This window comes from Candidatus Saccharibacteria bacterium oral taxon 955 (genome assembly GCA_010202265.1).
Lineage (GTDB): Bacteria > Patescibacteriota > Saccharimonadia > Saccharimonadales > Saccharimonadaceae > Saccharimonas.
The window spans coordinates 661,738-685,557 of record CP047918.1; the positions used below are offsets into that span (position 1 = coordinate 661,738).

Here is a 23,820-nt window from a genome sequence, read left to right on the forward strand (position 1 = left end):
AATTTTAGCAAAATAACGAGTAAATTGCTAGTCTAGGTGAGTTTTTCGAGACGAGCATATTCAGTGTTTAGCTTCTTTCTCGCCCCTGTCACGAACTCGACCGTTACCGCTAAGCCATCAACATCAATAACTTCGCCTACGCCAAACTGAGGCGAGCGCACCTGATCGCCCACATCAATATCCATCACAAATTCATCGAATTCGTTACGTTTAGGCGCAGTAGGCACACTAGGGCGTAAAGCCACTTGATGCCCCATGTCCTCAAGAAACCGCGACGGCGAACTGTAAGTGCGATTACCATACTGCATCCGACTCTGAGCGTATAACAGATGCAGTTCTTCACGCGCTCGCGTCATACCAACATAACAAAGTCGACGCTCCTCTTCGAGCTGACGCGGACCTTCTTCGAGCGCACGCGAGCTCGGAAATAAACCATCCTCCATGCCGACCATAAATACAACCGGAAACTCGAGTCCCTTAGCAGAGTGGAGTGTCATCAATGTTACCTTTGATTCATCGCTCGCTTGATCTGCAGTGCTCATTAGCGCGACTTCCTCGAGAAAGTCGGGTAATGTCGCAAATGACTTAGCATCACTCACCAATACACCGAGATTCGCCTCGCGATCCTCTGCCTGGGGAGTGCCATCTAATATGTAATCACGGTAGCCGGTTGATTCAATCAGCTGCTCAATAACATCACTTGGGTTTATGTCGCTCTCAATACGCACCTGCAGCCTCCTGAGCAACTCGCCCAGACCAACAAGAGCTCCTTTAGCACGTGACGTCAACTTATCCGCCTGGTCAGCGTTAACAAGCGAAGATATAATATCCATTCCCGATTCAGCCTGCCAGGTGAGAAACTTTTCAAAACTAGTAGCACCGATTCCACGAGCTGGCACATTAACGATTCGGCTAAAGCTCATTCGGTCATTTGGCTGATAAAGTAGACGAAGGTACGCGATAATATCCTTGATCTCTTTGCGGTCATAAAATCTAACGCCACCAACCAATTGGTATGGAATACGATGCTGCATGAAGGCTCGCTCAAGAGAAAAACTCTGCGCATTCATACGATACAAAACAGCAAAATCTCCATAATTTCGCGCCCCAATCGACACTTGGGCTGATATACGACTTGCGACCGAATAGGCTTCTTCAGCCTCATCATATACGGCCTGAATTTCAACTGGGTTTCCTGGGCCCAAGTTAGTCCAGAGTTTTTTGTCGGTACGTTCGGTATTTTTTGTGATTACATTGTGTGCTGCTTCGAGAATAGATGAAGTTGAACGATAATTTTGCTCCAATTTTACAACCAAAGCACCAGGGAAATCTCGTTCGAAATTGAGAATATTCTTGAAATCTGCACCACGCCAGCTATAGATCGATTGCCAATCATCACCGACAACGCAGATATTTTTTTCACTATTTACCAAATATTTAACGATTGCGTACTGAGCGACGTTGGTATCTTGATACTCATCGATTAGGACGTGCCTAAACTGTTTTTGATATCGCTCACGCACTTCAGGCACATCACGAAGAAGCCGCACAGTCTCGATGAGAAGGTCGTCAAAATCAAGCGCTCCCGCTAGGTTACGTAGCTTCTCATACCGCTCGTATATCTTTGCAATTGCCTGTTGGTTTGGATAATGAGCAGTTTCTGCATAGGTCGCTGGGTCGACAAGCTCGTTCTTGGCAGACGATATCGCCGAACTTACTGACCGAGGTTTAACCTGATCGCTACTAATCGAAAGTTCTTTCATAGCCTGCTTAACTAAGCCCTGCCGATCATCCTCGTCGTAGATGACATAGTTTGGTTGAACCCCAATCCTAGAGCCATCTTGTCGCAGAATCTTGACACAGATGCCATGAAAAGTCCCCATCCAGGGCATGAAATACCTAGGTGGGCCCTGTTCTTTGGTCACCCCATGATTAAGGCCTAAAGCTTCACTCGTCCTAATAGCACTCTCGCCGACATTGACACTCTCAGTAGAACCCGGGCCCACCAAACTCCAAAGACGCTCTCGCATTTCACGGGCCGCCTTGTTCGTAAACGTAACCGCCAGTATCTCGTTTGGCCATACTCGATCGTGTACGATAAGATGTGCTATTCGGTGTGTAAGCGTCTTTGTCTTGCCACTTCCCGCTCCCGCCAGTATCAAAAGCGGTCCCGCCGTCTTCAAAACGGCAGACTTCTGCGCATCATTAAGCCCCTCCAAGATATCCATATTTACCTATTATACCTTGCGAAGTTTATATTTAATGCGTCAAGAAGAAGTATGCGACGCCCGCACCAACACCAACTATCAATAGAACAAGAAACCAGGCTAGCCACTTCAGAGGAGACGATTTCTTTTCCGGTTTCTTACCATCAATTGGCTGATGATAATTAGCGGTATCATATATTGAGCCATTAACCTGATCATCAACGTCCGTCTGCTCAATGCTCTGAGCGGTTAGATCCACGCCAGCATCAACTACCAGGTCAGCATCGGAAGATTGGCCATCTACCTCAGATAACGAACCTGCCTTATCAATATCAAGCGGAACAGAGGCCTCAACCGCAACAACGTCGCCCTGTAGTTCGGCAGGAAGTGATACTGGCTCAGACACTGGCGCATCCTCCTCCTCAGCAACATCCTGAGGAGGTTTTGCTGCGGACTCCGAATTCGCGCCAAGCGGTCGCTTCTCGACTCTCGCATCAGACAAAAATGGAGCCGTAGGTAAAGGCTGAGGTGAAGATATGGAAGAGGCCTCATCAACTATCTCTGCAGGTATCTCTGACTCAACACTCGCCACTTCTTCTGGCTGATCATTCTTGTTATCGCTTGGTTCTATCACTCCAGGAGAACTATAGCTGGACGCGATGGGCGCGGTGGGATTCGGCTGCGCTGACGGCTGAATCGCAGAACTAGCGATTGGCTGAGACAGCTTCTCAGCGCTAGGCACAGCTGGAGCAGGAGTAGACATAGGCGTAGATACGACCGTAGTCGAAGAAGGTGTGCGGATGGACGATAATGTAGGTGCAGGCTTATTATTGACCGGGGTATTAGTAACGGAAGACGGTTTTTTTACCGATTCAGTCGAAGGCGAAGTAGAAACGGTTTCGCTTGGCGGCATTATCGAAACACCATCCCGCTTGACCGGTCGAGATGCAGATGTCATGTCAGAAGATGGATGAACCATATCCATGAACTGACCACGTCGCTTCACCGCAAGAGGTGAAGACTGCGCTGGCGCTGGTTTTGCTTCCGGAGCTGACATTGGCGTTACGGTCGTCGTCTCTGCAACAGGTGATGATGCAACTTTCCCGGACTCCGTAGACGAACTATCGAGCGTAACGACCTTATCCTCAGGATCATCCAGTCCCTCGTGTCGTTTGCTAGTATCTACGTTCGACATTAGATCATTGACCGCCCTATCAAGTTCATCAAAATCTATCTCTGACATCTACCCCGCCTTTACTTCTTGGCAACAACCTTATCGCCATATGATTTTTTGATAATTTCCGCAAAACCATGCGCATCTAGACTTGCCCCGCCCACGAGCAGACCATCAACACCCTTGGCAGTCAAGAAACTTTTTGCGTTATCGACTGTAATACTTCCGCCATATAGAACACGTAATTTGCGTGCAGCCTTGTCTCCAAAAAGATATCTAACCTGACTACGGATCGCTCTGATGGCCTTTTCAACGTCACCGGGTGTCGCACTTTTACCCGTGCCAATCGCCCAAACAGGCTCATACGACACTACCAGACGTTCCGCCTCTTCACTAGTAATATTAGCTAACCCACCGACTAGCTGATCATGTAGCACGTCATTGGTCTCTCCGTCTGCTCGCTCACTTGCTGTTTCACCGACACAAAGCACTGGAATGATCTGGTTACGAAAGGCTGCTTGAACTTTATGGCGAATATCTCTATTTGGCTCGCCAAACACGTGACGACGTTCGCTGTGTCCAACTAGAGCATACTTGACGATTCCTCTCAGTTGAGACGCCGAAACTTCACCGGTGTACGCACCGTGATCACGCCAATAAAAATTCTGTGCCGCAAGGTCAAAATGATGGTGCTGAACTTGCAGATGGACCGGCTGCAGGGCGAGCATAGTAGGCGCAAGCACAACCTCCACATCAGGATGATTACGCACTAGTCCATCAAGTTTATGTACAAATAGACTAGCCTCGTTGATACTGAGGTTCATTTTCCAGTTTGCGATAATAAGTTTTTTGCCCACGTGATAGAAACTGTTTACGGTTAACTAACTCTTAGTGTACATCATCAACGTCTATGCGTCTAGCAATGCCTCAATTCCTGGTAATTTTTTGCCACTGATCAACGCCAAACTAGCATCTCCTCCTGTTGATACGTAGCCAAAACTATCGCCGCATCGATCATCCCAATTAACCGCAAAATCTGCCGTTTCACCACCTCCTATCAGAGAAAATACGTCACTGCATTGCTTGAGCGTCCTAGCAAGCGCTACTGAAGTCGTCCGAAATGCCGGCACCTCACTATAGCCTAGCGTTCCACTCCAAACAACCGTACGAGATCGACTTACGATTGATTCAATCAGCCGAGCAGTCTCGGGGCCAAGATCCAGAGCCATAGATCCCTCAGGAACATCATGAATCGACACATCCTGACGTGTCGCTATCTGGCTAGTTGACGTACCGACACCGAGATCAACTGGCAGTACGACAAACGAATCAACTCGTTCATCGCCAACTTTTTGGGCAACTTTTTTGTATATGGAATCAATCACCCCCTTCTGCTTCATATCGACTCGGCTCTCACCCATCGATACGCCACGAATCGCTAAAAATGTATTTGCAACCGCTCCACCAACGATAATCGCATCCGCCACATCGACCAAAGCCTCCATTGCTTCGACTTTATCGCTAACTTTCGCGCCACCGAGCACAGCCACAAGTGGTCGAGTGGGTTCTCGTACTATTTCAGAAATCATCCTAAACTCTCGCTCTACCAAAAAACCAGCTACACTTGGCAAAAAACGAGTAATTGCGTCAGTGCTAGCATGTGCTCGGTGCACCACCCCAAATCCGTCTTGAATAAACAAACTAGCACCACTATCTTTTGCTATTTGCTCGGCAAAACCTATGTCATTTGACTCTTCTTCTGGGTGAAATCGTAAATTCTCCAACATCACCACGCTACGTCCCGGCGATCGTTTTATCGCCATTCGCATCTTGTCGCCTACGCAACGATCAACAAATCTAACTGGCTCGCCAAGAAGCTCCGCCAACCTCATAGCTATCGGTTCCAGACTATATCTCGGGTTGACTACACCATTTGGTCGCCCGAGGTGACTAATGACAACAACCTTACAGCCTTCGGACAGTAATTTTCGGATAGTCGGGAGGCTCTTAACAATCCTATAATCATCTCTCACCTTGCCGTCATCGGTCAGTGGAACATTGTAATCAGTACGTACGAGAACGGTTTTTGCTCTCAATGGCACACTAGACATCGTCATTTTAAGAAATTTTCCACCCATCATATCACTTATGTTACCACAAAAAATACCCCTATCTCGGGGTATTTTTGGATCGCTATAGTTTATAGTGTATTATTCAACGACACGTACACGGAGCGAATCCGTGCCACCAGTCACGCCAGGTGCACGACCACTTACAATCACAACCGTCAACTTCTCTAGCTCGTGGCCAAAATACTTCTGATCAGCCAGCTCTCTAGCAAGCTTAGTACCCGCCTTTTCGCCATCAGGTCGTACAAAGCTTCGTGTCGCATATGTCAGAGCGAGCTGTTGTGCGGCACGAGGGCTGCTCGTCACTGCACATATCGGCAAGCTTGGTCGAGCTGCAGCAATATTTGCCGCCGTCGCACCAGTTTTTGTCTCGGCGATGATTGCCGTCGCGCCGATATTCTCAGCGACTTCGACAGCTGCGCGCGATATTGCGTTGCGACGCATCTCTTCTGGTGTAACTACATGCTCATCACCAAGTGTTACCGGCCAGTTGTCCTGCACGTAGACAATTGTCTTGCGCATCGCTGACACAGCTTCAACTGGGTAGTTACCGTTAGCTGTCTCGTCCGAAAGCATTACTGTATCTGCACCAATAATAACCGCTGTCGCCACGTCGCTTACCTCAGCACGAGTTGGCTCAGGCGCATCGACCATACTTGCCATCATCTGGGTAGCAACGATGCTTAGTTTGCCATACTTACGACAAAGCGCGATAATTTGGCGCTGAATAATCGGCACAATCTCAGCACCAGTTTCAACCGCCAGGTCACCACGAGCCACCATCACGCCGTCACTTGCTTTTACGATAGCTTCTAGTGTTTCAGGCTTGATCGCAGTCTTCGTCTCGACTTTTGCGATGATCTGCGCGGTTGAGCCGTGACTGAGCATAATTTGTCGAAGATTATTGATATCGTCTTCGCTCTGAACAAAACTTAACGCCACATAGTCATAATCTTGTCCTGCACCAAACTCAATATCTCTGAGATCCTTTTCGGTCAAAATATCACCGCCAAAATCGGTATCAGGCAAGTTGAGGCCTTTCTTGCTCATCAAGAAACCGTCATTTTCAACTCGCAACTTGATCGCCGTATCGCTGACGCGTTCAATCATCGTCGTTTTGATTTTGCCATCAAAAATATAGACTGGTTCATCAACCTTTACCTTATCGGCAAGATTGTATTGTACGGGCAAAGTAGCATTGCCGTCGTGCTCTTTGAGGGCGTAGTCAAGCACAATCTCGTCGCCCTTTTTGACATCAAAATGATTATCTTTGATTGCACCGAGACGAATCTTTGGGCCCTGAAGGTCCTGGAGTATAGCAACTGGTCGATTTAGCTCGGCACTGGCTTCGCGGATCCACTTAACCTGCTCAAGTCGCTCCTCGTAAGCGCCGTGACTAAAATTGAGACGGAATCCGTTTGCCCCCGCCTGCATAAGTTGTTTGATTTTCTCTGGTGTAGAAGTTGATGGCCCCAGAGTCGCCAGTATCTTAGTACGTTTAAAAATAGTATTCATCGTTACAAAATGTACCACAATACCTCTATTTTTTCAATTGAGTTTGGCGTCTATAACCTATCCGATTGTCGTTCCAAACAACACACCAACACCGTACGTAATCGCCATCGCCAAAATACCACCAATCACAACACGCACTACGGCTCGACCTTTATGCGCCCCGCCAGCTCGTGCACTGAGGTATCCGACCGTAAACAAACAGCAAAGCACTACCACAACGGTTGCAACAATTCGGCTCTCTGGAGGAAATAGCATAATCGCCAAAAATGGCGCGATGCCTCCAGCAGTAAATGCGAGTAGCGAAGCGATTGCCGCTTGCCATGGATTATTGATATCATCGGGATCGATATTAAAGTGCATCCTTAAATGCGCCTTGAGGGCATTTTTTTCAGTCAGTTCAATCGCCACTTGGCGTGCAGTTTTCTCACTCACTCCATGCTTCATGTATTCACGTGCTAGCTCATCTAGTTCATACTCTGGATCATCACGTAGACGCTCTTTCTCTAAACGAATATAAGTCTTTTCAGCATCAGATTGACTACTAACCGAGACATACTCACCCACCGCCATCGACAACGCTCCAGCGATCAATGCAGCCAACCCTGCGGCACTGATCGCTTGGCTGTCGCTCGTCGCACCAGCCACACCCATAACTACGCTAGATATACTCACGATACCGTCATTCGCGCCGAGCACTGCCGCACGTAATTTATTGAGCTTGCTATTATCTACCCGATCACTCGGTAAATCATATTTTGTACTATCTGTTTCTGGCATTTCGCCTCCTTTTCTATGTAATTAAGTTTACGTGATATCGCCGCATCATCACATAAACCAATATTCAAAAATAACATAAAAATATAGCTCTTTCGAGCTATATTTAAAACGTGTATTTTTTGGAAGCTATTTTTATGCTTTCAACTTTTTATCCTTCAGCTTCAATACTACATCCGCTTGCTTGGCCAGCTGTTTACTGTGAGTGACGACGATGACGCATTTGTCATTTTCGTGGGCGGCGCGGCGCAGGATGTCGATGATGTCGGCAGCGGTAGTTTCGTCCAGGTTGCCAGTTGGCTCGTCCGCCAAGATAATCGGTGCGCGTGAGACGAGCGCTCGGCCGATCGCTACGCGCTGTTGCTGACCGCCAGAAAGTTTCATGACATTGCGGTGAATGTGATCGTCGTCCAAGCCCATGGAGTGCAACGTTTCGTTAGTGGCCTTGGAATTAACCAATTTCAAGTTTTCCAGCGGCGTCAGATAATCAATCAGGTTATAATTCTGAAACACCAGCGAGATATTGTGTTTGCGATGATGCGAGTAACCCTGCTCGGCGATGTCTTGATCGTCGAACAAAATCTGCCCGTCGGTCGGCGTGTCCAGCCCCGCTAGCAGCCCCAGCAGGGTCGACTTACCAGCGCCAGAACTACCGATGATGGCGTAGAACTTGCCTTTTTCAAATTGATAATTGATGCCGTTGAGTACGTTGCTCGTACCGTCGGCGTATGAGTAGATGATATCGCGTAACGTAAGTAGTGACATAATAACTCCTAACTTAATTTTGCTAAAATTTGCTTTGGTGATTGGCGCATGACTGGCGCGGTGGCAGCGATAGCTGACAGCAGAACGACCATGTAGCCGAAGGCGAGAGCCTGCAAGTAGGTCGCCGGTGGCGCGGCTTGCACCACGGTTTTTTCTACGCGCTGGCTTTGGTCGGTTTGCGCTGTGAGGGCGGTAGAAATCTGCGACGAGACAACCGAACCGACACCGAGCGCGAATACCGAACTGACTGCGGCAATGATGGCGAGCTCCGCCAAGAACTGTCCGATAACCTGCCGCTTTGACGTGCCGATGGACAGCAAGATGCCAATTTCATGCAAGCGGCCACGCACCCAGAACACCAGCACCAGTGACAACACCGCCAATCCTGCGGCGGCTGCACCGATGGTGGCAATCGTCAAGATGTTTTGAATGCCAGCGATGTTTTGGAGAACCCCGGCAAACACGGCCCCGTTGTCGGTTAGGCTAAATTTTTGCCAATCAACGTTTGGTAGGCTTTTAGCGCGGTCCGTTAACGACTTCAGCTGATGTGGATTTTCTGCGAAATACGTTGCTCGTGTCAGCTGCTGGCTACCTGTCAGCTGCTGCGCCGCAGCTAAGTTGGTGATGAGATGATTCTCTGCCATGTCGGACTGCAAGACCGCCGGCTTTTCGCCTTTACCGCTGAAGATACCCATGACAGTCACCGTCACGCGCCGGCCGTCTTTGGTAATGTCCAGCTTGTCGCCTGGCTTGATATTATTTTTTTCGGCGAACGTTTTGTGAACCAGCGCCGCGTTTTGATCGTGCTCGGTCAAATGCTTGCCCTGCTCTAGTTGGTAGAATCGACCAATAAATTCGCTCAGCAAATCACTCTGTGTTGCGCCCGTCACCTTCGCCTCGCCAGCCACGTTAGAGTCCAGCTGCACACCGCTGCCTGCCGTGTCGATCAACTGTTTGCCTGGCAGTTCCGCGGTAGTCTCTGATTGGAAATTGTGTGCTTTGACCTTGTCCAGGTGCTGCACTCGCTGTGCTATCTCCATCGGCACCCCGCCCGACGGTTGCTTGTTAGCGATACTAAAGCCGGCGCGGATGTTTCGCTCGACCGATTGCTTCAGCTGCGCCATCGTCTGCTGCACTGTCAGCGTGCCGATTAGCAGCGTGAAAATCAGCGTCATAATCAGGGCGATGGTCAGGCTGCGACGCCGCTTGCGCGTCACAGCCGTCCAGGCTCGTTTGATAATCGTCATCATTCGCCCCTAGTCCACTTCAGTTAGTAATTCTTTTGGCGTTGACTGAGTAATCGGCCGCGAAGCCAGCAGCACCGCAATGATAATCACCGCCAGTCCAGCGCTCCACACTGCCAGCAGATCCGTCGGTTGTACACCAACCGTCACCTTTTCTAGCGTGCGCGATGACGTCACCGAGTCAGCGTCAGCACCGAGCGATGCACCGTTGAGGGAACTGCCAGCTTGACGCGTGGCATTCTGTGCCGCCTGCGACACCACGTGATCACCCATCTGTTGAGCAATCAGCCCTGCGGTAAAGTACGACGCGCCGAAGCTCAGCACCGCGATCATCACCAGCTCAGCGATATATTGCAACACAATCTTTGACTGCGGCACACCCGTCGCCAAGAGTACGCCCGCCTCGCGCTTGCGTTCATTCATCCACAAGTACAGCACCATGCCGATCACCGCGACACTGACCAGCGCCGTCGCCCACAACATGCCGTCGATCAGGCCGTACACGCCGTTCACCGCGCCAGTCACGCCAGCCAGTTCCTGGCTATTCTTATTCAATTGATACTTTTGCCAATTGACTGGCAATTTATTTGCCCGCGCCATCACCTCATCCAACTGTTTGGTGCCCTTGGTAAAGAACGTAGCGTCCTGATAAATCTCATTTTGCTCGTTATACGCGTTCAACCGGCGGGTCGTCGCGAGGTCAGTCAGGAATAAATTCTCGAACAGTTCCACCTGGTACGTCGCCTGCTTTGGGTTCTTGCCGTTAAATATACCGACGATTTCCACTTCTACCTCGTCCTTGGATGGATGTTCGTTGTCGGTGTCGTATTGATTGGCCCTTAACTTAATTTTGCTGCCAAGCTTCAGGTTGTTGGCCTTGGCAAAATCTTCGTGCACCAAAATCTTGCGAGAATCGTTCTCGGTGATGTGCCGGCCAGCGATGAGCTTGAGCGACTCAGCCCGGAACTTTTTCTCGGACTCAGATTTATTAACACCGATGATGGTAGCGGCGTTGCCAAATTGTTTGTCTTTCTCGGCATCATAGCCGCTGCCGCCGCTTGGTAACGGCACAAGCTTGGTATTGATGAAGTCGACCGTGGCGTTCTGGCGCTTGACATAGTCCGTCACGCCCTCCAGGTTCTTCACTGCGTCGATGTCTTTGTTTGATACCGTTCCCGAACCGCGGGCTGTTCCCGGATTGGTGCGCGGATTATTGCCCAGCGTGAAGCCGGCCTTGAGCGTTTTGTCTAGCGACTGCGCTGCCGCGTCGGTCGAATGCTTGATGGCAAATCCACTCAGCATAATCGTCGACATACACAGCAAAATCGCCAGCAAAATCAGCGTTTTGAGTTTTTTCCTGGTGATATACAACCAGGCACGTTGTATAAATGACATAGATCTCCTTTCTTGGTTCTATGTCAGTGTAGCAAGGATATGTGAAGGGAATGTGAAATGGATGAATTAGAAATTTTGATACTGCTATCTTGATATATCCACAGCATAGAAAGTGTAGAATTATTATATAATAAGAAGTATCAATTAATCTTTGGGTAATTAATCCTCCTGGCTTTAGTGTTGATACAGCTTTCTTTGGTCTAGCAACCGTTTAAATTTGGTAGATAACCTGACAACATACCCTGTTACTGATATATTTATATTAGTTTTTGCAACCGCAAAAATCGATCCTCTACAGAAAGATGTCGAAATGACTTCATACTACTGCACCCAGGAGACTTACGACGCGCTTTTGGAGCAAGAGACTCAGCTCAAGAAAAGCCCCAAAGAAGCTCTCGGATAGCTGGGGGAGCCCGCAGCGTCAGACAGCAATACGTGGCATGATAATGCTGCGTTTGACGCGACGAATGAGCTTATTCGTCGAATTTAGTCGCAACTCAGAATCGTGACTCGTCGGATTCAGAGTACAATCATCGTGGAGGAGACCTCAGGAAGCACTATTGGCCTCGGACACGTCGTAACTCTCAAGTCTCCGAACAAGAAGACCTTTAGGGTTAAGATGGCTGGACAGAGAGTCGGAGGCGATGATGAAATCCAACAGGTTTCCACGGACTCACCGCTCGGGACAGCGCTCCTGGGGCATGCCACTGGCGATACCGTCTCCTACTCCGCTCCTCGTGGAGAGATGACGGTTGAGATCATTTCCGTCGAGTGAGGATCGCCATTAGCTTCAAGGCAACCCTTGAGGCCAATGGCATATCCACCAATATCAGTATTATTATGAGTAAATTTGCAATAACACCAAAGACAGATGCATTATATATAGACGTGGCAGCGAATGGTAATGGTCATGAAAAATCGCTATTGTCTGTAGAGGCCTATCGCCGCCTATCTGCTGACCTGGGCAGAAACTCTATTAGACTTCTTGAAATTGGCCCAGGGGGAGGATCAGCATTATCGGGTTTTACTGCCGAAATTGCTGAAAATGGTCTAATAACACCAACTCACATTTCAATGCTTGAATTAGATGGTGTACAATCTGAAAGCCTTTTAGCGGCTAGAAAGACTGTAGAAAGTTTTGGCGTATCAACCTCTTTTCATAATGGTAGTGCAACTGATCTATCAGATATATTTCCACCTCAGAGCGTTGACATACTTTCTACGTCAGCGGTTATACATGAAATCTATTCGTATGCCGGTGGCTATGGTGCGATGGATAAAACTTTTCAAGGTATAGCAAGTACTTTAAGCTCTGGCGGATTCTATGCATACAGAGATGTTTATGGGGTCAAGAATCTGTCGATGCACGAAAGAACGCGCCATATTTATGATAGAAGCTCGTGGGTTATGTTTTGTAAATTATTCCTTGATTACTATACGAGGAACGCAAACCATTCGTATAAGCACTACGGAGATAGAATTAAGCTGTCTCAGAACGGCAATCCTATAAACGTTGATTCAATAGAAGGAAAATCACCTCTTAGCATAGAGGCACCCATAGGCCTATTACGTGAAACTCAGCGTCACTACATAACACTGCGTGATTACTTGTGGAGGAACGGCAATCTTGGAATCATTCCAGAATTAGATGACCCTAGCAAAACAAATGATTGGATTGATAGAGTTAGAGGCCACAAGCGTGTACACTACAGGATGCTTGATGACGATCCTATATTAAAAGCTATGAGTACGCCTGTTTCTGAGAATGAATATATAGTTGATGGTGACATATTCGATAATACTTCTGATGTACGCATGGGAGAAGTCTTATCTGATATCATCGAGAATTCTGAATCATCTGAACATTGGAAGTCTTGGAGTGAATGGCTAGAGAGAGAAGGCTCAGAAACTTATTTCTATATGCCTATCGGGGACTTGCTAGGTAGCGTTGCATTAAACTCATTCGAAGCAAGCAATGGTACGCAAATACTGTTACCTACAAGCAAGCATGATATTAAAAAGATAGATAGAGCCTATTACAACAGATATCTAGAATCTAAATTAAGTAATCCTCTGTCAGATGGAAAGCAACTAGTACTGTTCGAGCTTCTTACATTAAAAGACAGAGATAGTAATTTGCAAGAAAAGATTAACGGCGCCCTAGGAGCCTTATCGATGCACTGCTCTCATGACGTATTATCAAATATTTATACACCCATAAGAAAGGCCACCAAATGACCAAGAAACTACTAGAAATCGAACGCAAACGCCAATTAACTGGTGACTCAAAAGAATTAATTAAGCGATTGCAAGACCTCGGTTTTGAGCTACAGAGTAGCCGCCACGAAATCGATACGTATTATTCTCGTCCTGATGTCGATTTCATGCAGACGGTTGAATGCTTGCGGATTCGCCAGCGCGATGGTTTTGCTGAGGTGACATATAAGCCTGCGACGACGACTGCGACACATACGAAAAACGATGTGATCATTAAGCCCGAGACAAACCTGCCAATTCAACCCGGAGACGCAGCAATCGCCAAGCAACTGCTCGCCAACCTCGGCATGGTACAGCTGGTCGAGGTCAAAAAATACCGGCGATCGCTCCAGTCACCAAACTTTCCAAAAGCAACGGTAGCTATTGATGAAATTAAAAACGCCGGAACGTTCGTGGAAGTTGAAGTTCTGTCAGATGATAAGACTAGTGCTCTAGCGATGATTAGTGACATTGAAACCAAACTCGGACTTGAATCGGCAGAAGTTGTTACGCGGCCTTATCGGGATATTTGCATGGGACTTTAATTAAACCTCACCACAAACCGCATACCCTGTCCATGCGGCGTGAAGTCATAGTCCAGTCCTTTGGCATCGAGCAGCATTTCCACGGTATAGAGGCCGACGCCACTGCTGTCGGCGTGTTGCTTTGTGGCGGTATTGATAGTAACGAAAAAGCTCAATAGGCGTTTAGGCGTGAGTGTGAAGAAGAGCTGGATTGTGTTGTCGATATAATCAAAGAGCTAGGAATAGCTATTGAATATAAATCACAAGAAAATTTCAAACAACTGTCGTTCGTTTATAAGGCAAGAAAAGTTGACGAACTGGAGTCAAATAATCTAACTGAAAAAGCTGAGGGTACTGAATATGTCTGGCTACCAAAATTACAAGCGCTAAGAAAGATGAAAGAGTCGCTAGAAAAACTTGGATCATCTGACTATGACTCGGTTTATCGAACATGTTTTATGGTACTAAGAGATGTTAGAATTTTAGAGCATTATATAAACAACGTATAATATTTCTTTTGTAGGAACTATATATGCTATCTATCCTACTATGCAAGATGTAAAGATTGCCGCTATATCCCTGTCCAAAAAAAACATTAATCAACTCTCAGCGATGATATTGCTTGGCGTGCTTGCTTATCAATATCACAATTAGGTATGGAGATCTCCTTTCTTGGTTTTATGTCAGTGTAGCAAGGGTATGTGAAGGGAATGTGAAATAGGCAGTATTCAGATAAGTTTCTCTAATCCAGGGGGTGTGCCCTCTTTTTTACTGTCCTACTTCTCAATCTCGATAACGTGAACACCAAGGCGCTCCTTGTAGGGCGGGTAGATCTTTTGAAGGAGACAGAGCGCCTCTTCTTTGCTTTTCGCCTGCGGCACGACCTGTCGCCAAGGCTCGATTGCCAGCATATCGGCAAAATTGTCATAGATGCGGATCGACTTGATTCGCACAACGCCAGACGCGTGTCCAGCCTCGAGCCGCAATATTTCCCCAGCCTTAAGATGCTTGATGCTGTTGTATCCGACACGGACCTCCAGAGTCTTTAGGCCTGACATGATCGCATCGTAGTAAAGTCGCTTGATGCGCATCTTACGCATAGGATCTCCTTTCTTGGAGGCTGAGCCTCACTATTGCGCCTAAGCGCATATATGAATACGCTTGTATCAATAATGCAATAGAGATGTAAGTTTATAATTATATTAGTTCAAATTCAATTCCAACAATTCCATTTTGTCTTTGGTCGTGAAGAGAATAGAATTTATTGATTTGGCTTTCGAGCCCTTCAACACTCTCACCGCCAAACTTACGAGGATCATTCTGCAAGAACAAATCACGAAACGTTGCATGGCGCTGCAATCCTGCTACCTTAACCGTAGCAGTTTGGCTAGGGTCTTCCCGGTTGGTAAAAATTATTTGATCGCCGATTTGAATTTTCTGGCGCTTTTCATCGTATAGTCGTGATTCGATAGTTTTCTTACCAGAGACTATGGCGTCATAAGGCTCGGTAGCTAATCTTAGTTGATGTGTAGTCATATAGACTCATTATAGCAAACAGACAACGCATAGCCACTGCCAATACGAAGATATATCTTCGCCCGACTCCGAAATGAGTCTAGTCCTAAGGCTTAGCGAAAAAGACTTGCCCATGCTTTAAATACGACCGTCGTACCGATACTGGTCGCAAAACTATCCATCTTCTTTGCTATAATAACCAATGAAATTATGTTGCGCGTCCTTCTTTTCAAAAATGCTTCATCACCCATCATAGCTCACGTCTATGAGCATATGGCGATGAATCAATTCAAACAACTTGCACATCAGACTGGGCTACTTAGAAACATAGATTACTCAGCGCTCGGGACGCACTATCTGAATACGGGATTTTTTACTATCGATATAGACTTGTACACTAGTGAAGCTGAGCTACTAGCCGGAAACCTACAACGGCTCAAATCGCCAGCCGCAAACAGTGCCATTCGGCTAGCTATGCAACAAATTTCATCAGAGACCGAACAGGTTATTGCGTGCGATAACCCGCCCCTACTTAAGCAGGAAATTGCGCGCTTAGATTCTAAAGTGTGGCAATCGATAGGAGAACTCGAACAGCCGATCAATACACTCAATTTAGCTGAGCATAAATATCTAAGCGAAATAGACCACCCCAGCCTATCAGTCGATCACGTTTCATACATAATCAAAAAACCACTCACTGACGACCCTGCACTGTTGCCTTTTTTTCACTACCTCGCCGCCACAATTCATGATACCGTCGCCGATATCGCCAACTATAAATTAGGCTACTACCATCATGGCAGCAAATTTACAAAAGAAAAATCTCAAATAGCTTTAGAGACCGAATTTACAGTACTTAGCCACCTAGCAAATAACGACAAAGTGCAGCATATTTACAATAGCGTCATATCAAACATGCTCAAGAAACCAACGCTATCTCGTATCGTACGACGACTTAAATCATTTTCATATGATGAAGGTAAGATGAACGTTCCAAACATTGATGATCATATCCTGGAATTAGGTGTCGTAATTGGCGAACCGAGCTGGCGACAATTTGCAAACGAAGAGACCATATCTAAACTACTCAAAGACATTGTGGTTGAACCCGTAAGTTTCTAATACTTGTATCATAAGGAATATTCCACAGCTCACCGTCAATATTCAAGCTCTTCAGAAAGCTACGCATTTGCTTTTGGAGAGCGTCTACATCTACGTCGTCCTCAGCTAAAACTTCCAGTTCAATAAATAGTCCTAGCCCAGCGACATCGTCTATGCAAATCGTATAGTCTTCAGTTTTCGACTCAAGGCGAACTTTATCAACCGTTACAACTTCTCGCCAGCCCAGCGCTGTGAGCATTTGGCGTGCCATGTCGCCGTCGTCAACCGCAAATTCATATTCATCAGATACTAATTTCGCCTGCCCTTCGATTTTTAGCGTCATCAAGCTCTGTCGTAATTCACCGGTCTCGAGATCAAGGATGTCACGTACTCTCATGATTTTTGAGCCAGGAACGATCGGACTGTCAACCTGTTCGGGCAGTAGAAAAACCGTATCAATTTGGTGTTTGATTGAGATGGGCGCGACAAACTGACTTTCCAGGACCGCAATGAGCTTGTTGCGAGTCACGTCAGTAGATAGTTTGAATTTAGCTTCGATTTCAATCACATAAAACTCCGGGTCTACATATACTAAAAACTATAGTCATTTTACCGATATACGCCTATGTTTACGTACCTCTGCCTCGCATGGACCATCTATACCCTCTAATTTAACATAGCCAAAGCTTAGTTCTTTATTTGCCATTAGTGGTCTCCCGATACGCACACAAAATCGTTCTCAAACCCACACTATGACGGAAGTTTATATCGTCAATTTTATCCAAATCAACCCACTCCGGTGTGCCGTTAGTGTAGGTTTTCTCGCTGTCGGTTATGTTGTCGTTATTGATTTGCCCGTACAGCTGGATCGACTGGTTGGCCTGCGCTTCAGCGTTGCGCTTGAAAAAAGTAGTTGCCTGGTGAATGATTTTATCCGGCATTATGGTCAGTCCAGTTTCTTCCTTAACTTCGCGGACAATTGATTCCTCGATCGTTTCACCTTTCTCGACACTGCCGCCAATCAAGCTATAGCCGTCCCATTGCCGAGTCAAAAGAATCTTATTATCCTCAATGATAACTGCATACACGCCCACACTAATGTTCAGCTCGTCAACGGGAACGGTGTATTGATTGCCGAAGACGTCTTTACAGATGACAGTTTTAGCCACTAGCTTCTCCTTTCAAATAATCTCTCAACATCACAAATCCATCAACCGCCTCAATTGCCGCCAAGTACTCTTTCCACTCCTCATCATTCAATTCTGCCAAACTACGGCCAGGAAAGCTCGGGTGTCCATAAATATATAACAATTCCGTCCAGCCATGGAGATTATCACCACGCGGCTCATCAATAATAAACCCCTCTTCATCGGCTACGAAAATGTGGTCTTTTTTGCCATCAAAATAGCCAACCGCGAAAGAAAAGATAGCTCTACGATCAGCTTCATCTTGCATTAACTTGATGATGCCGGGATAGCTAAAACTATCCAGCAGTAATTTAACAAACGGTCCCGGAAACCCTTTCAGTGCCGGGATGAAAAAACCGCGATCATCAACGATCAGACGCTTGTTTGGAAAAGCTTTCTTGGCCTGAGATAGTTTACTTTTAGTGATTGTTTGAATATCCAGCCCCCGACCCTCGTCAAAATCGTAATCAAGTTGCTGCAGGTCAATGCCAAGCGGCTGGAGCAATTCCTGAAGGCTTGTGAACTTGCGCAGGTTGGAGGTGATGAAGTAAATCGTTTTACTTTTTGTCATGGATAATCCTTTCTATATCATAATATCAAGAACGACCAGATGTATTGATCTGGTCGTATAAAATGATGGAGTTAATACAAGCGACTTCTCTCAGATCACGAACATCCCCTTGCCGCGAAACGGCGCGCGGATGTTGATTGTGGTTTTATTTTAGCATGGGCGGGCGGGAGATTACTATGTTTTACTGCAATTCTCTAGATACTTGTCAATTAACAGAATGTCCGCTTGATCCTTACCCCTATCAAGTAGCGCTTTCCATCTACAAACTTCCTCAATTGACATAAATTTTATCCCGTCGATTACTGTTGTTTTTATAGCCGCATCTGATACTTTCTTGCCATACCAATCATGCATCAACTCAGTATCGTCAACCTCTATTTTCTCCGAACCATCTGGCCGTTGTAATATTTCATGACCATGGCCAGCAATTTTGTAAAAAGTTTCTTTGCTTATAAGTAAATCGATGTCGTTGCTTGGACGGATGCCAAGCATATCCAATATGCCGCTGCCGACAATAATTGGCTCAGTACTAACGATATCTAGACTAGTTAGTTTGTTTTTAATTTCTGCTATCGTCATAGTCTGCCTTTTTTAGCAGATTATGCATCTTGTCTAATGGCAATCCCAATGCGCCCATATATGAACCTTCAATTTTCTCAATCAGCGCAAACCCTGTCGAATCAACATGAAAACCAAGTGCAGCATTCCGACGGTTCGGATTATGAGCGTTATCTAACATCGCCGCATTAAAATTCATATATGTTATCTTTGTTTCCGTACTGTCAGTAAACGTTTTTCCTCGATTTATCACGCAGACGCCAGTGTAGATAGTCGTAGTTTTACCTGATTGGCTCAAACATATCTTCATCTTTTCGGTAGCGGTTTTTGCTTTATGCAAGCGCGAACCGTCAGGTAAAACACCGAATGTATCAGCAGCGACAATACAGTCGTCGGGATACAACTTGGCAAGAGCTTCTGCCTTTGAACGTGCCAACAGAATAGCAGTCTCTCTTGCGTCTAGCTCTGGGTGAGATTTCTCTATAGCTCGTTCATCAATATTAGCGCTAATAGCCTCGTAGGCTAGCCCGCTTCTATCCATGATCATGCGCTTAGTCGGCGATTCGGTGGCAAGTATTAGCATGCTTTATCCTCCTTTTGAAAATCTTTTAAGGATGTATTATTCCCATGGATAATCAATGTAGGGCATCTCGTCATATTCAAATAATACACGATTAAAGTCTGGTCATAGAGATATCTTTAGAACGATAAGACTCAGAACTGAGGGGGTAGGTTTTATTGCAACCTTCATAGGACTGCGTTTGACAGAAAGTCCTATTATTGATATATATATATCAGCCTTTGCATCGCAAAGGCCAGCATTTTACCCAAAGCCATTGGGCTTGAGACACTCTAATCCGCGAGGAACCGTAACCTCGTCCGGCTCCAGAAGGAGTTATCATGGAACAGTTCGGCTGGTTCGACAGGAAAGAAGCGAGAATCCAGCGATCTGGAGGGATGGTCAACATCTACTATGGCGGCAAGTATGGCAATATCCCTGGTGATGGTCACGGTCACGTCAAGGCCACCGGTGGACCACTTGGTGAAAATATTGTCTACTGGTGACTGCCTGACAGCGAGGGAGGGACCGTCATTGTTAGTAACGAATGGGACGTGATGTACGGCAACGATCTTCGCCCGCACCTGACCGGCCTCTACTAGCCTATCGACCTGGACACGTCATAAAACTGTCCATTTTCACACTCAAAATAGTACAATCATAGAGAAATGAAAAATAGTATCAACATCGCAATACCAGATTTCATTACCCAAGCCTTTCCTGTACTTAAAGAAGCAACATACGTCCGTGAGTTTGCTTCTTTCATTACATTATATCCAGACGCGACATATTATCTATTCCAGACGACATCTAATCAGTCGCTCATACTTGTAGCAATTGATTATCCCGATCCCATCGACGAAAGCCTACAAGTAAAGAGATTGTCTGGCGGGTTTGAGTTTGAATTTATATACCTCATCAAGCCATACGCCAACGACCAGCATATTGAAATTCGTCCAAACGACTATATCGATAACAACTTTTTCGTTTCAGACCCGAATAGTTATTATCGTTATTACTTGGCGGCAGTGAAGCAGAGGATGGACTGGTAATAATATGCAAAATATCAGTCTGCAGTTGCCCGTCGGTTATCAACGGAAACTTCGGGTTCTCTTCCTCTTCGTGAGTAATGATCGATTCGCCGTCTTACTCCACCAAGGCTCTTTTCACTTTTCTCGTTGAATAGATATGATGAGTTCGCAGCTTGAATGATACGTCATGAGCGCTCAGACCAACTTTCTTGCAATCTTCAATATTGATTTTTCCATTATCAATGATTATCAACGCCCTACCGTCGATCAATTGCTTTGCTTTCACGTTATACCGTTTTATTCATTTCAATGTCAGCACCAGCGCGCACCATATACAAAAAATACCGATGTAATCCAAAATTTGAATACTATTGTTATAAATGACGCCTCCAATGATACCACCCAGCACATAGTTCTGCACTTGATCACTGGCAGATGACGGCGACAAATTACCCTTTCCGGAAACATTGATGATTATGGTCAACGCGAAAAACCCAATCAATAATTTTATTGCTACTAGAATGAATCCATCCATGGTTTAATTTAGCACAGATCGCTAGTGCTTCAGTATGACATGCTTAGCGACGGTCTTTATGTAAAGCAGGAGTTGAGAGTCTGTTTGACGACTTTACTGCTCACAATTTAAGACGACCTGTTCTTGGATCTGTATTTTTCTCTAGCTATCTTAGTATACTTTCTGATGAAATCACTTTTTGCATCAGTATACCCATCTCTGTCATGCTCAAATTCCTTCCAAAGATTCAGTTTTAATTTCTCGTACTGTTTGGCGATGATACTATTTTCAATTAGGTAATCCCTAAAATAGATCTCATCATTATCTCCCGCCACCCTAATGTGGAGATGAAATACCTTATCCGCGAAGCCCTGTTTGGTATATCCCTTATTCAATGAGATTCGTTTTGCTTTCTCACTCATGCACAACCAATTATTTTCAACAAGGATATTTTTTACAGGCTCTAATTCTTTTTCCGACGGGACTTCAAGCAATATATCTACTATATTCTTTGCCTGTATATTTGGGATGGCCGTGCTACCAATGTGAGATATTTGTGTTATGTATTTTTCTGGCACCAATGAGGAGATGGCTTTCACTTCCTCATCATACCAGCGTGCCCATTCTCTATTGTGTTCTACAAGAAATATGGGGAATAATTGCCACAACTCTTTCAAACTCATTTTCTCTAGCTCTCTGTCCATCATATCCTCCTACTCAAACCTTACCACAAACCGCATACCCCGCCCGTGCGGCGTGAAGTCGTAGTCTAGGCCCTTGGCGTCGAGCAACATTTTCACGGTGTAGAGGCCGATGCCGCTACTGTCGGCGTACTGTTTCGTGGTGGCATTGTTCCGATAAAACGGGTCAAAAACGTGCTGGAGTTGTTTTCTGGTGAGTGGTCTGCAGGCGTTTTCGATGGCCAGTTCGTGCTGGTCACAGGTAATCGTTATCACGCTCCCGGTGTCGCCGTGGCGCACTGCGTTTGACGCCAGGTTCGAGATGACGTGGCGCATCATGTCACGATTGGCACTAATGGTCGCTGGTTCTGTATTAACCTCGAAAGTCATGCCGCGCGTTTTCGCCAGCAACATATAATCGTCAATTACTTCAGCGATTAACTTATCAATCCTTAGCCGCTTTTCCTGACGCAGAGCCTGCTCGGCGACATTGCCAGAGCGCAAGACATCATTTACCATTGCCGCCAAACGGTCAACCTGTGCCACCGACTCCGCCAGGTACTGATCGCGATTTTTATACTCGCCGATGTTTAGCTGCATGTTCTCAAGCATGATCCGTAGTGCTGCCAATGGCGTTTTCAACTCATGCGAGGCCGCGCGAAGGAAGGCGATTTTCTCTTTCTCGAGCTGGGTGATCCGCTTATTCTCATGCTCCAGCGAGCGAATCATTTGCCACAGATTTTGATAGAGCTCATTGATATTTCGCCCCAGCACGCCGATTTCATCACGGCTATTCACTGGATAATGCGCACCCTTTTCTAGCCGCTGCATAGTCGTCGTCACCGCCGCCATCTGGCGAATCGGCCGTGTCACAAATCGGCTGTAGATGTACGAAAATAGCAGCGCCACGAGCAGTGAGCCAAGCATGGTATATGGCAGTACGTGCAAGGTAGCGAGTTTGGCCTGAGTGACGGGCGCCACGTCGGCCAGCAGCTTGACGGCGATCGTTTGGCCTTGGTTGTTCGTCACACTCCCCTGCCGCAAAATCACCGAGCGCGGATCGACCGTTTGGCCGTCAGCAATTTTTACCACGCTAGTGTCGACCGATTTACCGCTATCCGTCACGATGTTGATCGACTGAAACCCTTGAAAATACTGGTCGCGCCCATCAATCGTCAGCGTGATATTAACATTTTTCACCTGAGCAAAATCCTGGCTGAGACGGCGCATTTTCTCAGTCGATTTACCGCGTAGTTCAGCCACGAGCGCCGTGAGATTGTCCGCCGCCTCGCGCTCTTTTTGCTGCAGATAAAATTGCGGCATCAAGGTGTAGACCAGCGCATGCACCAGGATGATCAACGCCGCGAATAGGCCGATTGACACCAAAAATGTTTTGGGAAATAATTTAAGCCGCTTCATAGCGATAACCCACTCCCTTCACCGTGATGATGCAGTCGAGGTGCAATTTCTTGCGTAAGTTTTTGATGTAAACATCAATCACTCGGTCGAACGGCACCTCGTCATCACGCCACAACTTGTCAATGATAGCCTGCCGGCTCCAGACCATGCTTGGATTGTCTACCAGCAGCTTGAGCAGCTGCACTTCCTTGGGCTTGAGGTGTGCGTCAGTGTCATCATAAAAACCCTGATAAGCCGCGAAATCCACCGAGGCTAGACCGCGGCACCACAAGGTTTTTTTGACAGACTGCTGACGGCGGAGCAACGCCTTAATTCGCTTTTCTAAAATCACCAGCGAAAACGGCTTACTCATATAATCATCCGCCAGCTCGTCAAAACTCGCAATCTGCGTCGGCTCATCATGTAGCGCCGTCAACATCAGCACCGGCACGTCGCTGGTCTGGCGAATTTGGTGCAATACTTCAATGCCACTCATCGCCGGTAGCATGATGTCAAGGATAATCACATCCGCCTCAGTAAATTTCTTTAGCGCCTCCTCGCCGCTGATCGCCGTCACCACCGTAAAACCACGCTGGCGAAGGAACTGCTCAGTACCACTACGTAGAGCAGGCTCATCTTCGACAATCATAATAACGGGACGATCATCGGCATAGTTTGTCACGATTGGCTTTCTCCACAAAAATCTACGCAACCTTTATACAC

The 23,820-nt window shown here is 46.6% G+C and carries 24 protein-coding genes and 1 pseudogene; 5 read left to right on the plus strand and 20 right to left on the minus strand.

Going from position 1 to position 23,820, the window contains the following annotated elements:
• Nucleotides 1-32: 32 nt before the first annotated feature.
• The 9 genes from GWK75_03545 to GWK75_03585 all read right to left on the minus strand — a co-directional run bounded on the left by GWK75_03545 (nt 33) and on the right by GWK75_03585 (nt 11,203).
• Nucleotides 33-2,228 (minus strand): UvrD-helicase domain-containing protein, encoded by a 2,196-nt coding sequence (locus GWK75_03545; protein ID QHU91499.1) that lies wholly within the window; start codon nt 2,226-2,228, stop codon nt 33-35.
• A 31-nt stretch (nt 2,229-2,259) separates the two neighbouring features.
• On the minus strand, nt 2,260-3,450 hold the full coding sequence (locus GWK75_03550; protein QHU91500.1) for a hypothetical protein: 1,191 nt from the start codon (nt 3,448-3,450) through the stop codon (nt 2,260-2,262).
• 11 nt (nt 3,451-3,461) lie between these two features.
• The gene (locus GWK75_03555; protein ID QHU91501.1) at nt 3,462-4,238 is read right to left on the minus strand and encodes a triose-phosphate isomerase; all 777 of its coding nucleotides are present in this window, start codon (nt 4,236-4,238) and stop codon (nt 3,462-3,464) included.
• A 51-nt stretch (nt 4,239-4,289) separates the two neighbouring features.
• A complete protein-coding gene (pgk, locus tag GWK75_03560; protein QHU91502.1) occupies nt 4,290-5,522 on the minus strand; it encodes a phosphoglycerate kinase in 1,233 nt (410 codons plus the stop codon).
• Between the two features lie 69 nt (nt 5,523-5,591).
• Nucleotides 5,592-7,025: a pyruvate kinase gene (gene pyk / locus GWK75_03565; protein ID QHU91503.1), complete on the minus strand. Its 1,434-nt coding sequence runs from the start codon at nt 7,023-7,025 to the stop codon at nt 5,592-5,594.
• Nucleotides 7,026-7,082: 57 nt separating this feature from the next.
• The gene (locus tag GWK75_03570; protein ID QHU91504.1) at nt 7,083-7,802 is read right to left on the minus strand and encodes a VIT family protein; all 720 of its coding nucleotides are present in this window, start codon (nt 7,800-7,802) and stop codon (nt 7,083-7,085) included.
• Between the two features lie 132 nt (nt 7,803-7,934).
• A complete protein-coding gene (locus GWK75_03575; protein QHU91505.1) occupies nt 7,935-8,564 on the minus strand; it encodes an ATP-binding cassette domain-containing protein in 630 nt (209 codons plus the stop codon).
• A gap of 8 nt (nt 8,565-8,572) precedes the next feature.
• A complete protein-coding gene (locus tag GWK75_03580) occupies nt 8,573-9,814 on the minus strand; it encodes an FtsX-like permease family protein (protein ID QHU91506.1) in 1,242 nt (413 codons plus the stop codon).
• 6 nt (nt 9,815-9,820) lie between these two features.
• The gene (locus tag GWK75_03585; GenBank protein ID QHU91507.1) at nt 9,821-11,203 is read right to left on the minus strand and encodes an FtsX-like permease family protein; all 1,383 of its coding nucleotides are present in this window, start codon (nt 11,201-11,203) and stop codon (nt 9,821-9,823) included.
• A gap of 502 nt (nt 11,204-11,705) precedes the next feature.
• Here GWK75_03585 and GWK75_03590 point away from each other — a divergent pair.
• From GWK75_03590 to cyaB (GWK75_03600), 3 genes are read left to right on the plus strand one after another with little or no spacing between them, the layout of a single operon-like run.
• The gene (locus GWK75_03590) at nt 11,706-11,978 is read left to right on the plus strand and encodes a hypothetical protein (GenBank protein ID QHU91719.1); all 273 of its coding nucleotides are present in this window, start codon (nt 11,706-11,708) and stop codon (nt 11,976-11,978) included.
• On the plus strand, nt 11,975-13,441 hold the full coding sequence (locus tag GWK75_03595; GenBank protein ID QHU91508.1) for a hypothetical protein: 1,467 nt from the start codon (nt 11,975-11,977) through the stop codon (nt 13,439-13,441). Before GWK75_03590 ends, GWK75_03595 begins: the two co-directional genes overlap by 4 nt.
• Nucleotides 13,438-14,004: a class IV adenylate cyclase gene (gene cyaB, locus GWK75_03600; protein QHU91509.1), complete on the plus strand. Its 567-nt coding sequence runs from the start codon at nt 13,438-13,440 to the stop codon at nt 14,002-14,004. Before GWK75_03595 ends, cyaB (GWK75_03600) begins: the two co-directional genes overlap by 4 nt.
• A gap of 755 nt (nt 14,005-14,759) precedes the next feature.
• On the opposite strand, the gene GWK75_03605 is transcribed toward cyaB (GWK75_03600), so the two are convergent.
• Entirely contained in the window at nt 14,760-15,083 is a 324-nt protein-coding gene (locus GWK75_03605) for an ASCH domain-containing protein (protein ID QHU91510.1), read from the minus strand.
• A 97-nt stretch (nt 15,084-15,180) separates the two neighbouring features.
• On the minus strand, nt 15,181-15,519 hold the full coding sequence (locus GWK75_03610) for an ASCH domain-containing protein (GenBank protein ID QHU91511.1): 339 nt from the start codon (nt 15,517-15,519) through the stop codon (nt 15,181-15,183).
• Between the two features lie 189 nt (nt 15,520-15,708).
• On the opposite strand from GWK75_03610, the gene GWK75_03615 reads away from it, so the two are divergent.
• Nucleotides 15,709-16,620 (plus strand): hypothetical protein, encoded by a 912-nt coding sequence (locus GWK75_03615; protein QHU91512.1) that lies wholly within the window; start codon nt 15,709-15,711, stop codon nt 16,618-16,620.
• On the opposite strand, the gene cyaB (GWK75_03620) is transcribed toward GWK75_03615, so the two are convergent.
• From cyaB (GWK75_03620) to GWK75_03640, 5 genes are all read right to left on the minus strand, one after another.
• Nucleotides 16,586-17,167: a class IV adenylate cyclase gene (cyaB, locus tag GWK75_03620; protein ID QHU91513.1), complete on the minus strand. Its 582-nt coding sequence runs from the start codon at nt 17,165-17,167 to the stop codon at nt 16,586-16,588. The two genes, GWK75_03615 and cyaB (GWK75_03620), sit on opposite strands and share 35 nt — an antisense overlap.
• Nucleotides 17,168-17,294: 127 nt before the next feature.
• Complete coding sequence (locus GWK75_03625) at nt 17,295-17,768, minus strand: NUDIX domain-containing protein (protein QHU91514.1); 474 nt, start codon at nt 17,766-17,768, stop codon at nt 17,295-17,297.
• A complete protein-coding gene (locus tag GWK75_03630) occupies nt 17,761-18,357 on the minus strand; it encodes a hypothetical protein (GenBank protein QHU91515.1) in 597 nt (198 codons plus the stop codon). Before GWK75_03630 ends, GWK75_03625 begins: the two co-directional genes overlap by 8 nt.
• Nucleotides 18,358-18,531: 174 nt before the next feature.
• Nucleotides 18,532-18,936, minus strand: coding sequence for a hypothetical protein (locus tag GWK75_03635; GenBank protein QHU91516.1), 405 nt, complete (start codon nt 18,934-18,936; stop codon nt 18,532-18,534).
• Nucleotides 18,917-19,498, minus strand: coding sequence for a hypothetical protein (locus GWK75_03640; protein QHU91517.1), 582 nt, complete (start codon nt 19,496-19,498; stop codon nt 18,917-18,919). The genes GWK75_03635 and GWK75_03640 overlap by 20 nt, the downstream gene beginning before the upstream one ends.
• Nucleotides 19,499-19,815: 317 nt before the next feature.
• Between GWK75_03640 and GWK75_03645 the strand changes: the two genes are divergently transcribed.
• On the plus strand, nt 19,816-19,980 hold the full coding sequence (locus tag GWK75_03645) for a hypothetical protein (protein QHU91518.1): 165 nt from the start codon (nt 19,816-19,818) through the stop codon (nt 19,978-19,980).
• Nucleotides 19,981-20,392: 412 nt separating this feature from the next.
• Here the strand turns inward: GWK75_03645 and GWK75_03650 are convergent.
• The 4 genes and pseudogenes from GWK75_03650 to GWK75_03665 all read right to left on the minus strand — a co-directional run bounded on the left by GWK75_03650 (nt 20,393) and on the right by GWK75_03665 (nt 23,746).
• Nucleotides 20,393-21,040: pseudogene (locus GWK75_03650) on the minus strand (DUF421 domain-containing protein).
• A gap of 107 nt (nt 21,041-21,147) precedes the next feature.
• Nucleotides 21,148-21,723, minus strand: a complete 576-nt coding sequence (locus GWK75_03655) for a GrpB family protein (protein ID QHU91720.1) — start codon at nt 21,721-21,723, stop codon at nt 21,148-21,150.
• A gap of 9 nt (nt 21,724-21,732) precedes the next feature.
• A complete protein-coding gene (locus GWK75_03660; GenBank protein ID QHU91519.1) occupies nt 21,733-23,118 on the minus strand; it encodes a HAMP domain-containing protein in 1,386 nt (461 codons plus the stop codon).
• Nucleotides 23,105-23,746 (minus strand): response regulator, encoded by a 642-nt coding sequence (locus GWK75_03665; GenBank protein ID QHU91721.1) that lies wholly within the window; start codon nt 23,744-23,746, stop codon nt 23,105-23,107. Before GWK75_03665 ends, GWK75_03660 begins: the two co-directional genes overlap by 14 nt.
• Nucleotides 23,747-23,820 lie beyond the last annotated feature (74 nt).

Excerpts from the sequence above, each read along its gene's own strand:
- GWK75_03545 (QHU91499.1), bottom strand. The coding sequence starts at position 2,228 with ATGGATATCTTGGAGGGGCTTAATGATGCGCAGAAGTCTGCCGTTTTG.
- GWK75_03550 (QHU91500.1), bottom strand. The coding sequence starts at position 3,450 with ATGTCAGAGATAGATTTTGATGAACTTGATAGGGCGGTCAATGATCTA.
- pgk (QHU91502.1), bottom strand. The coding sequence starts at position 5,522 with ATGATGGGTGGAAAATTTCTTAAAATGACGATGTCTAGTGTGCCATTG.
- pyk (QHU91503.1), bottom strand. The coding sequence starts at position 7,025 with ATGAATACTATTTTTAAACGTACTAAGATACTGGCGACTCTGGGGCCA.
- GWK75_03570 (QHU91504.1), bottom strand. The coding sequence starts at position 7,802 with ATGCCAGAAACAGATAGTACAAAATATGATTTACCGAGTGATCGGGTA.
- GWK75_03575 (QHU91505.1), bottom strand. The coding sequence starts at position 8,564 with ATGTCACTACTTACGTTACGCGATATCATCTACTCATACGCCGACGGT.
- GWK75_03580 (QHU91506.1), bottom strand. The coding sequence starts at position 9,814 with ATGATGACGATTATCAAACGAGCCTGGACGGCTGTGACGCGCAAGCGG.
- GWK75_03585 (QHU91507.1), bottom strand. The coding sequence starts at position 11,203 with ATGTCATTTATACAACGTGCCTGGTTGTATATCACCAGGAAAAAACTC.
- cyaB (QHU91509.1), top strand. The coding sequence starts at position 13,438 with ATGACCAAGAAACTACTAGAAATCGAACGCAAACGCCAATTAACTGGT.
- GWK75_03605 (QHU91510.1), bottom strand. The coding sequence starts at position 15,083 with ATGCGTAAGATGCGCATCAAGCGACTTTACTACGATGCGATCATGTCA.
- GWK75_03610 (QHU91511.1), bottom strand. The coding sequence starts at position 15,519 with ATGACTACACATCAACTAAGATTAGCTACCGAGCCTTATGACGCCATA.
- GWK75_03615 (QHU91512.1), top strand. The coding sequence starts at position 15,709 with ATGTTGCGCGTCCTTCTTTTCAAAAATGCTTCATCACCCATCATAGCT.
- GWK75_03630 (QHU91515.1), bottom strand. The coding sequence starts at position 18,357 with ATGACAAAAAGTAAAACGATTTACTTCATCACCTCCAACCTGCGCAAG.
- GWK75_03635 (QHU91516.1), bottom strand. The coding sequence starts at position 18,936 with ATGACGATAGCAGAAATTAAAAACAAACTAACTAGTCTAGATATCGTT.
- GWK75_03640 (QHU91517.1), bottom strand. The coding sequence starts at position 19,498 with ATGCTAATACTTGCCACCGAATCGCCGACTAAGCGCATGATCATGGAT.
- GWK75_03645 (QHU91518.1), top strand. The coding sequence starts at position 19,816 with ATGGAACAGTTCGGCTGGTTCGACAGGAAAGAAGCGAGAATCCAGCGA.
- GWK75_03655 (QHU91720.1), bottom strand. The coding sequence starts at position 21,723 with ATGGACAGAGAGCTAGAGAAAATGAGTTTGAAAGAGTTGTGGCAATTA.
- GWK75_03660 (QHU91519.1), bottom strand. The coding sequence starts at position 23,118 with ATGAAGCGGCTTAAATTATTTCCCAAAACATTTTTGGTGTCAATCGGC.
- GWK75_03665 (QHU91721.1), bottom strand. The coding sequence starts at position 23,746 with ATGATTGTCGAAGATGAGCCTGCTCTACGTAGTGGTACTGAGCAGTTC.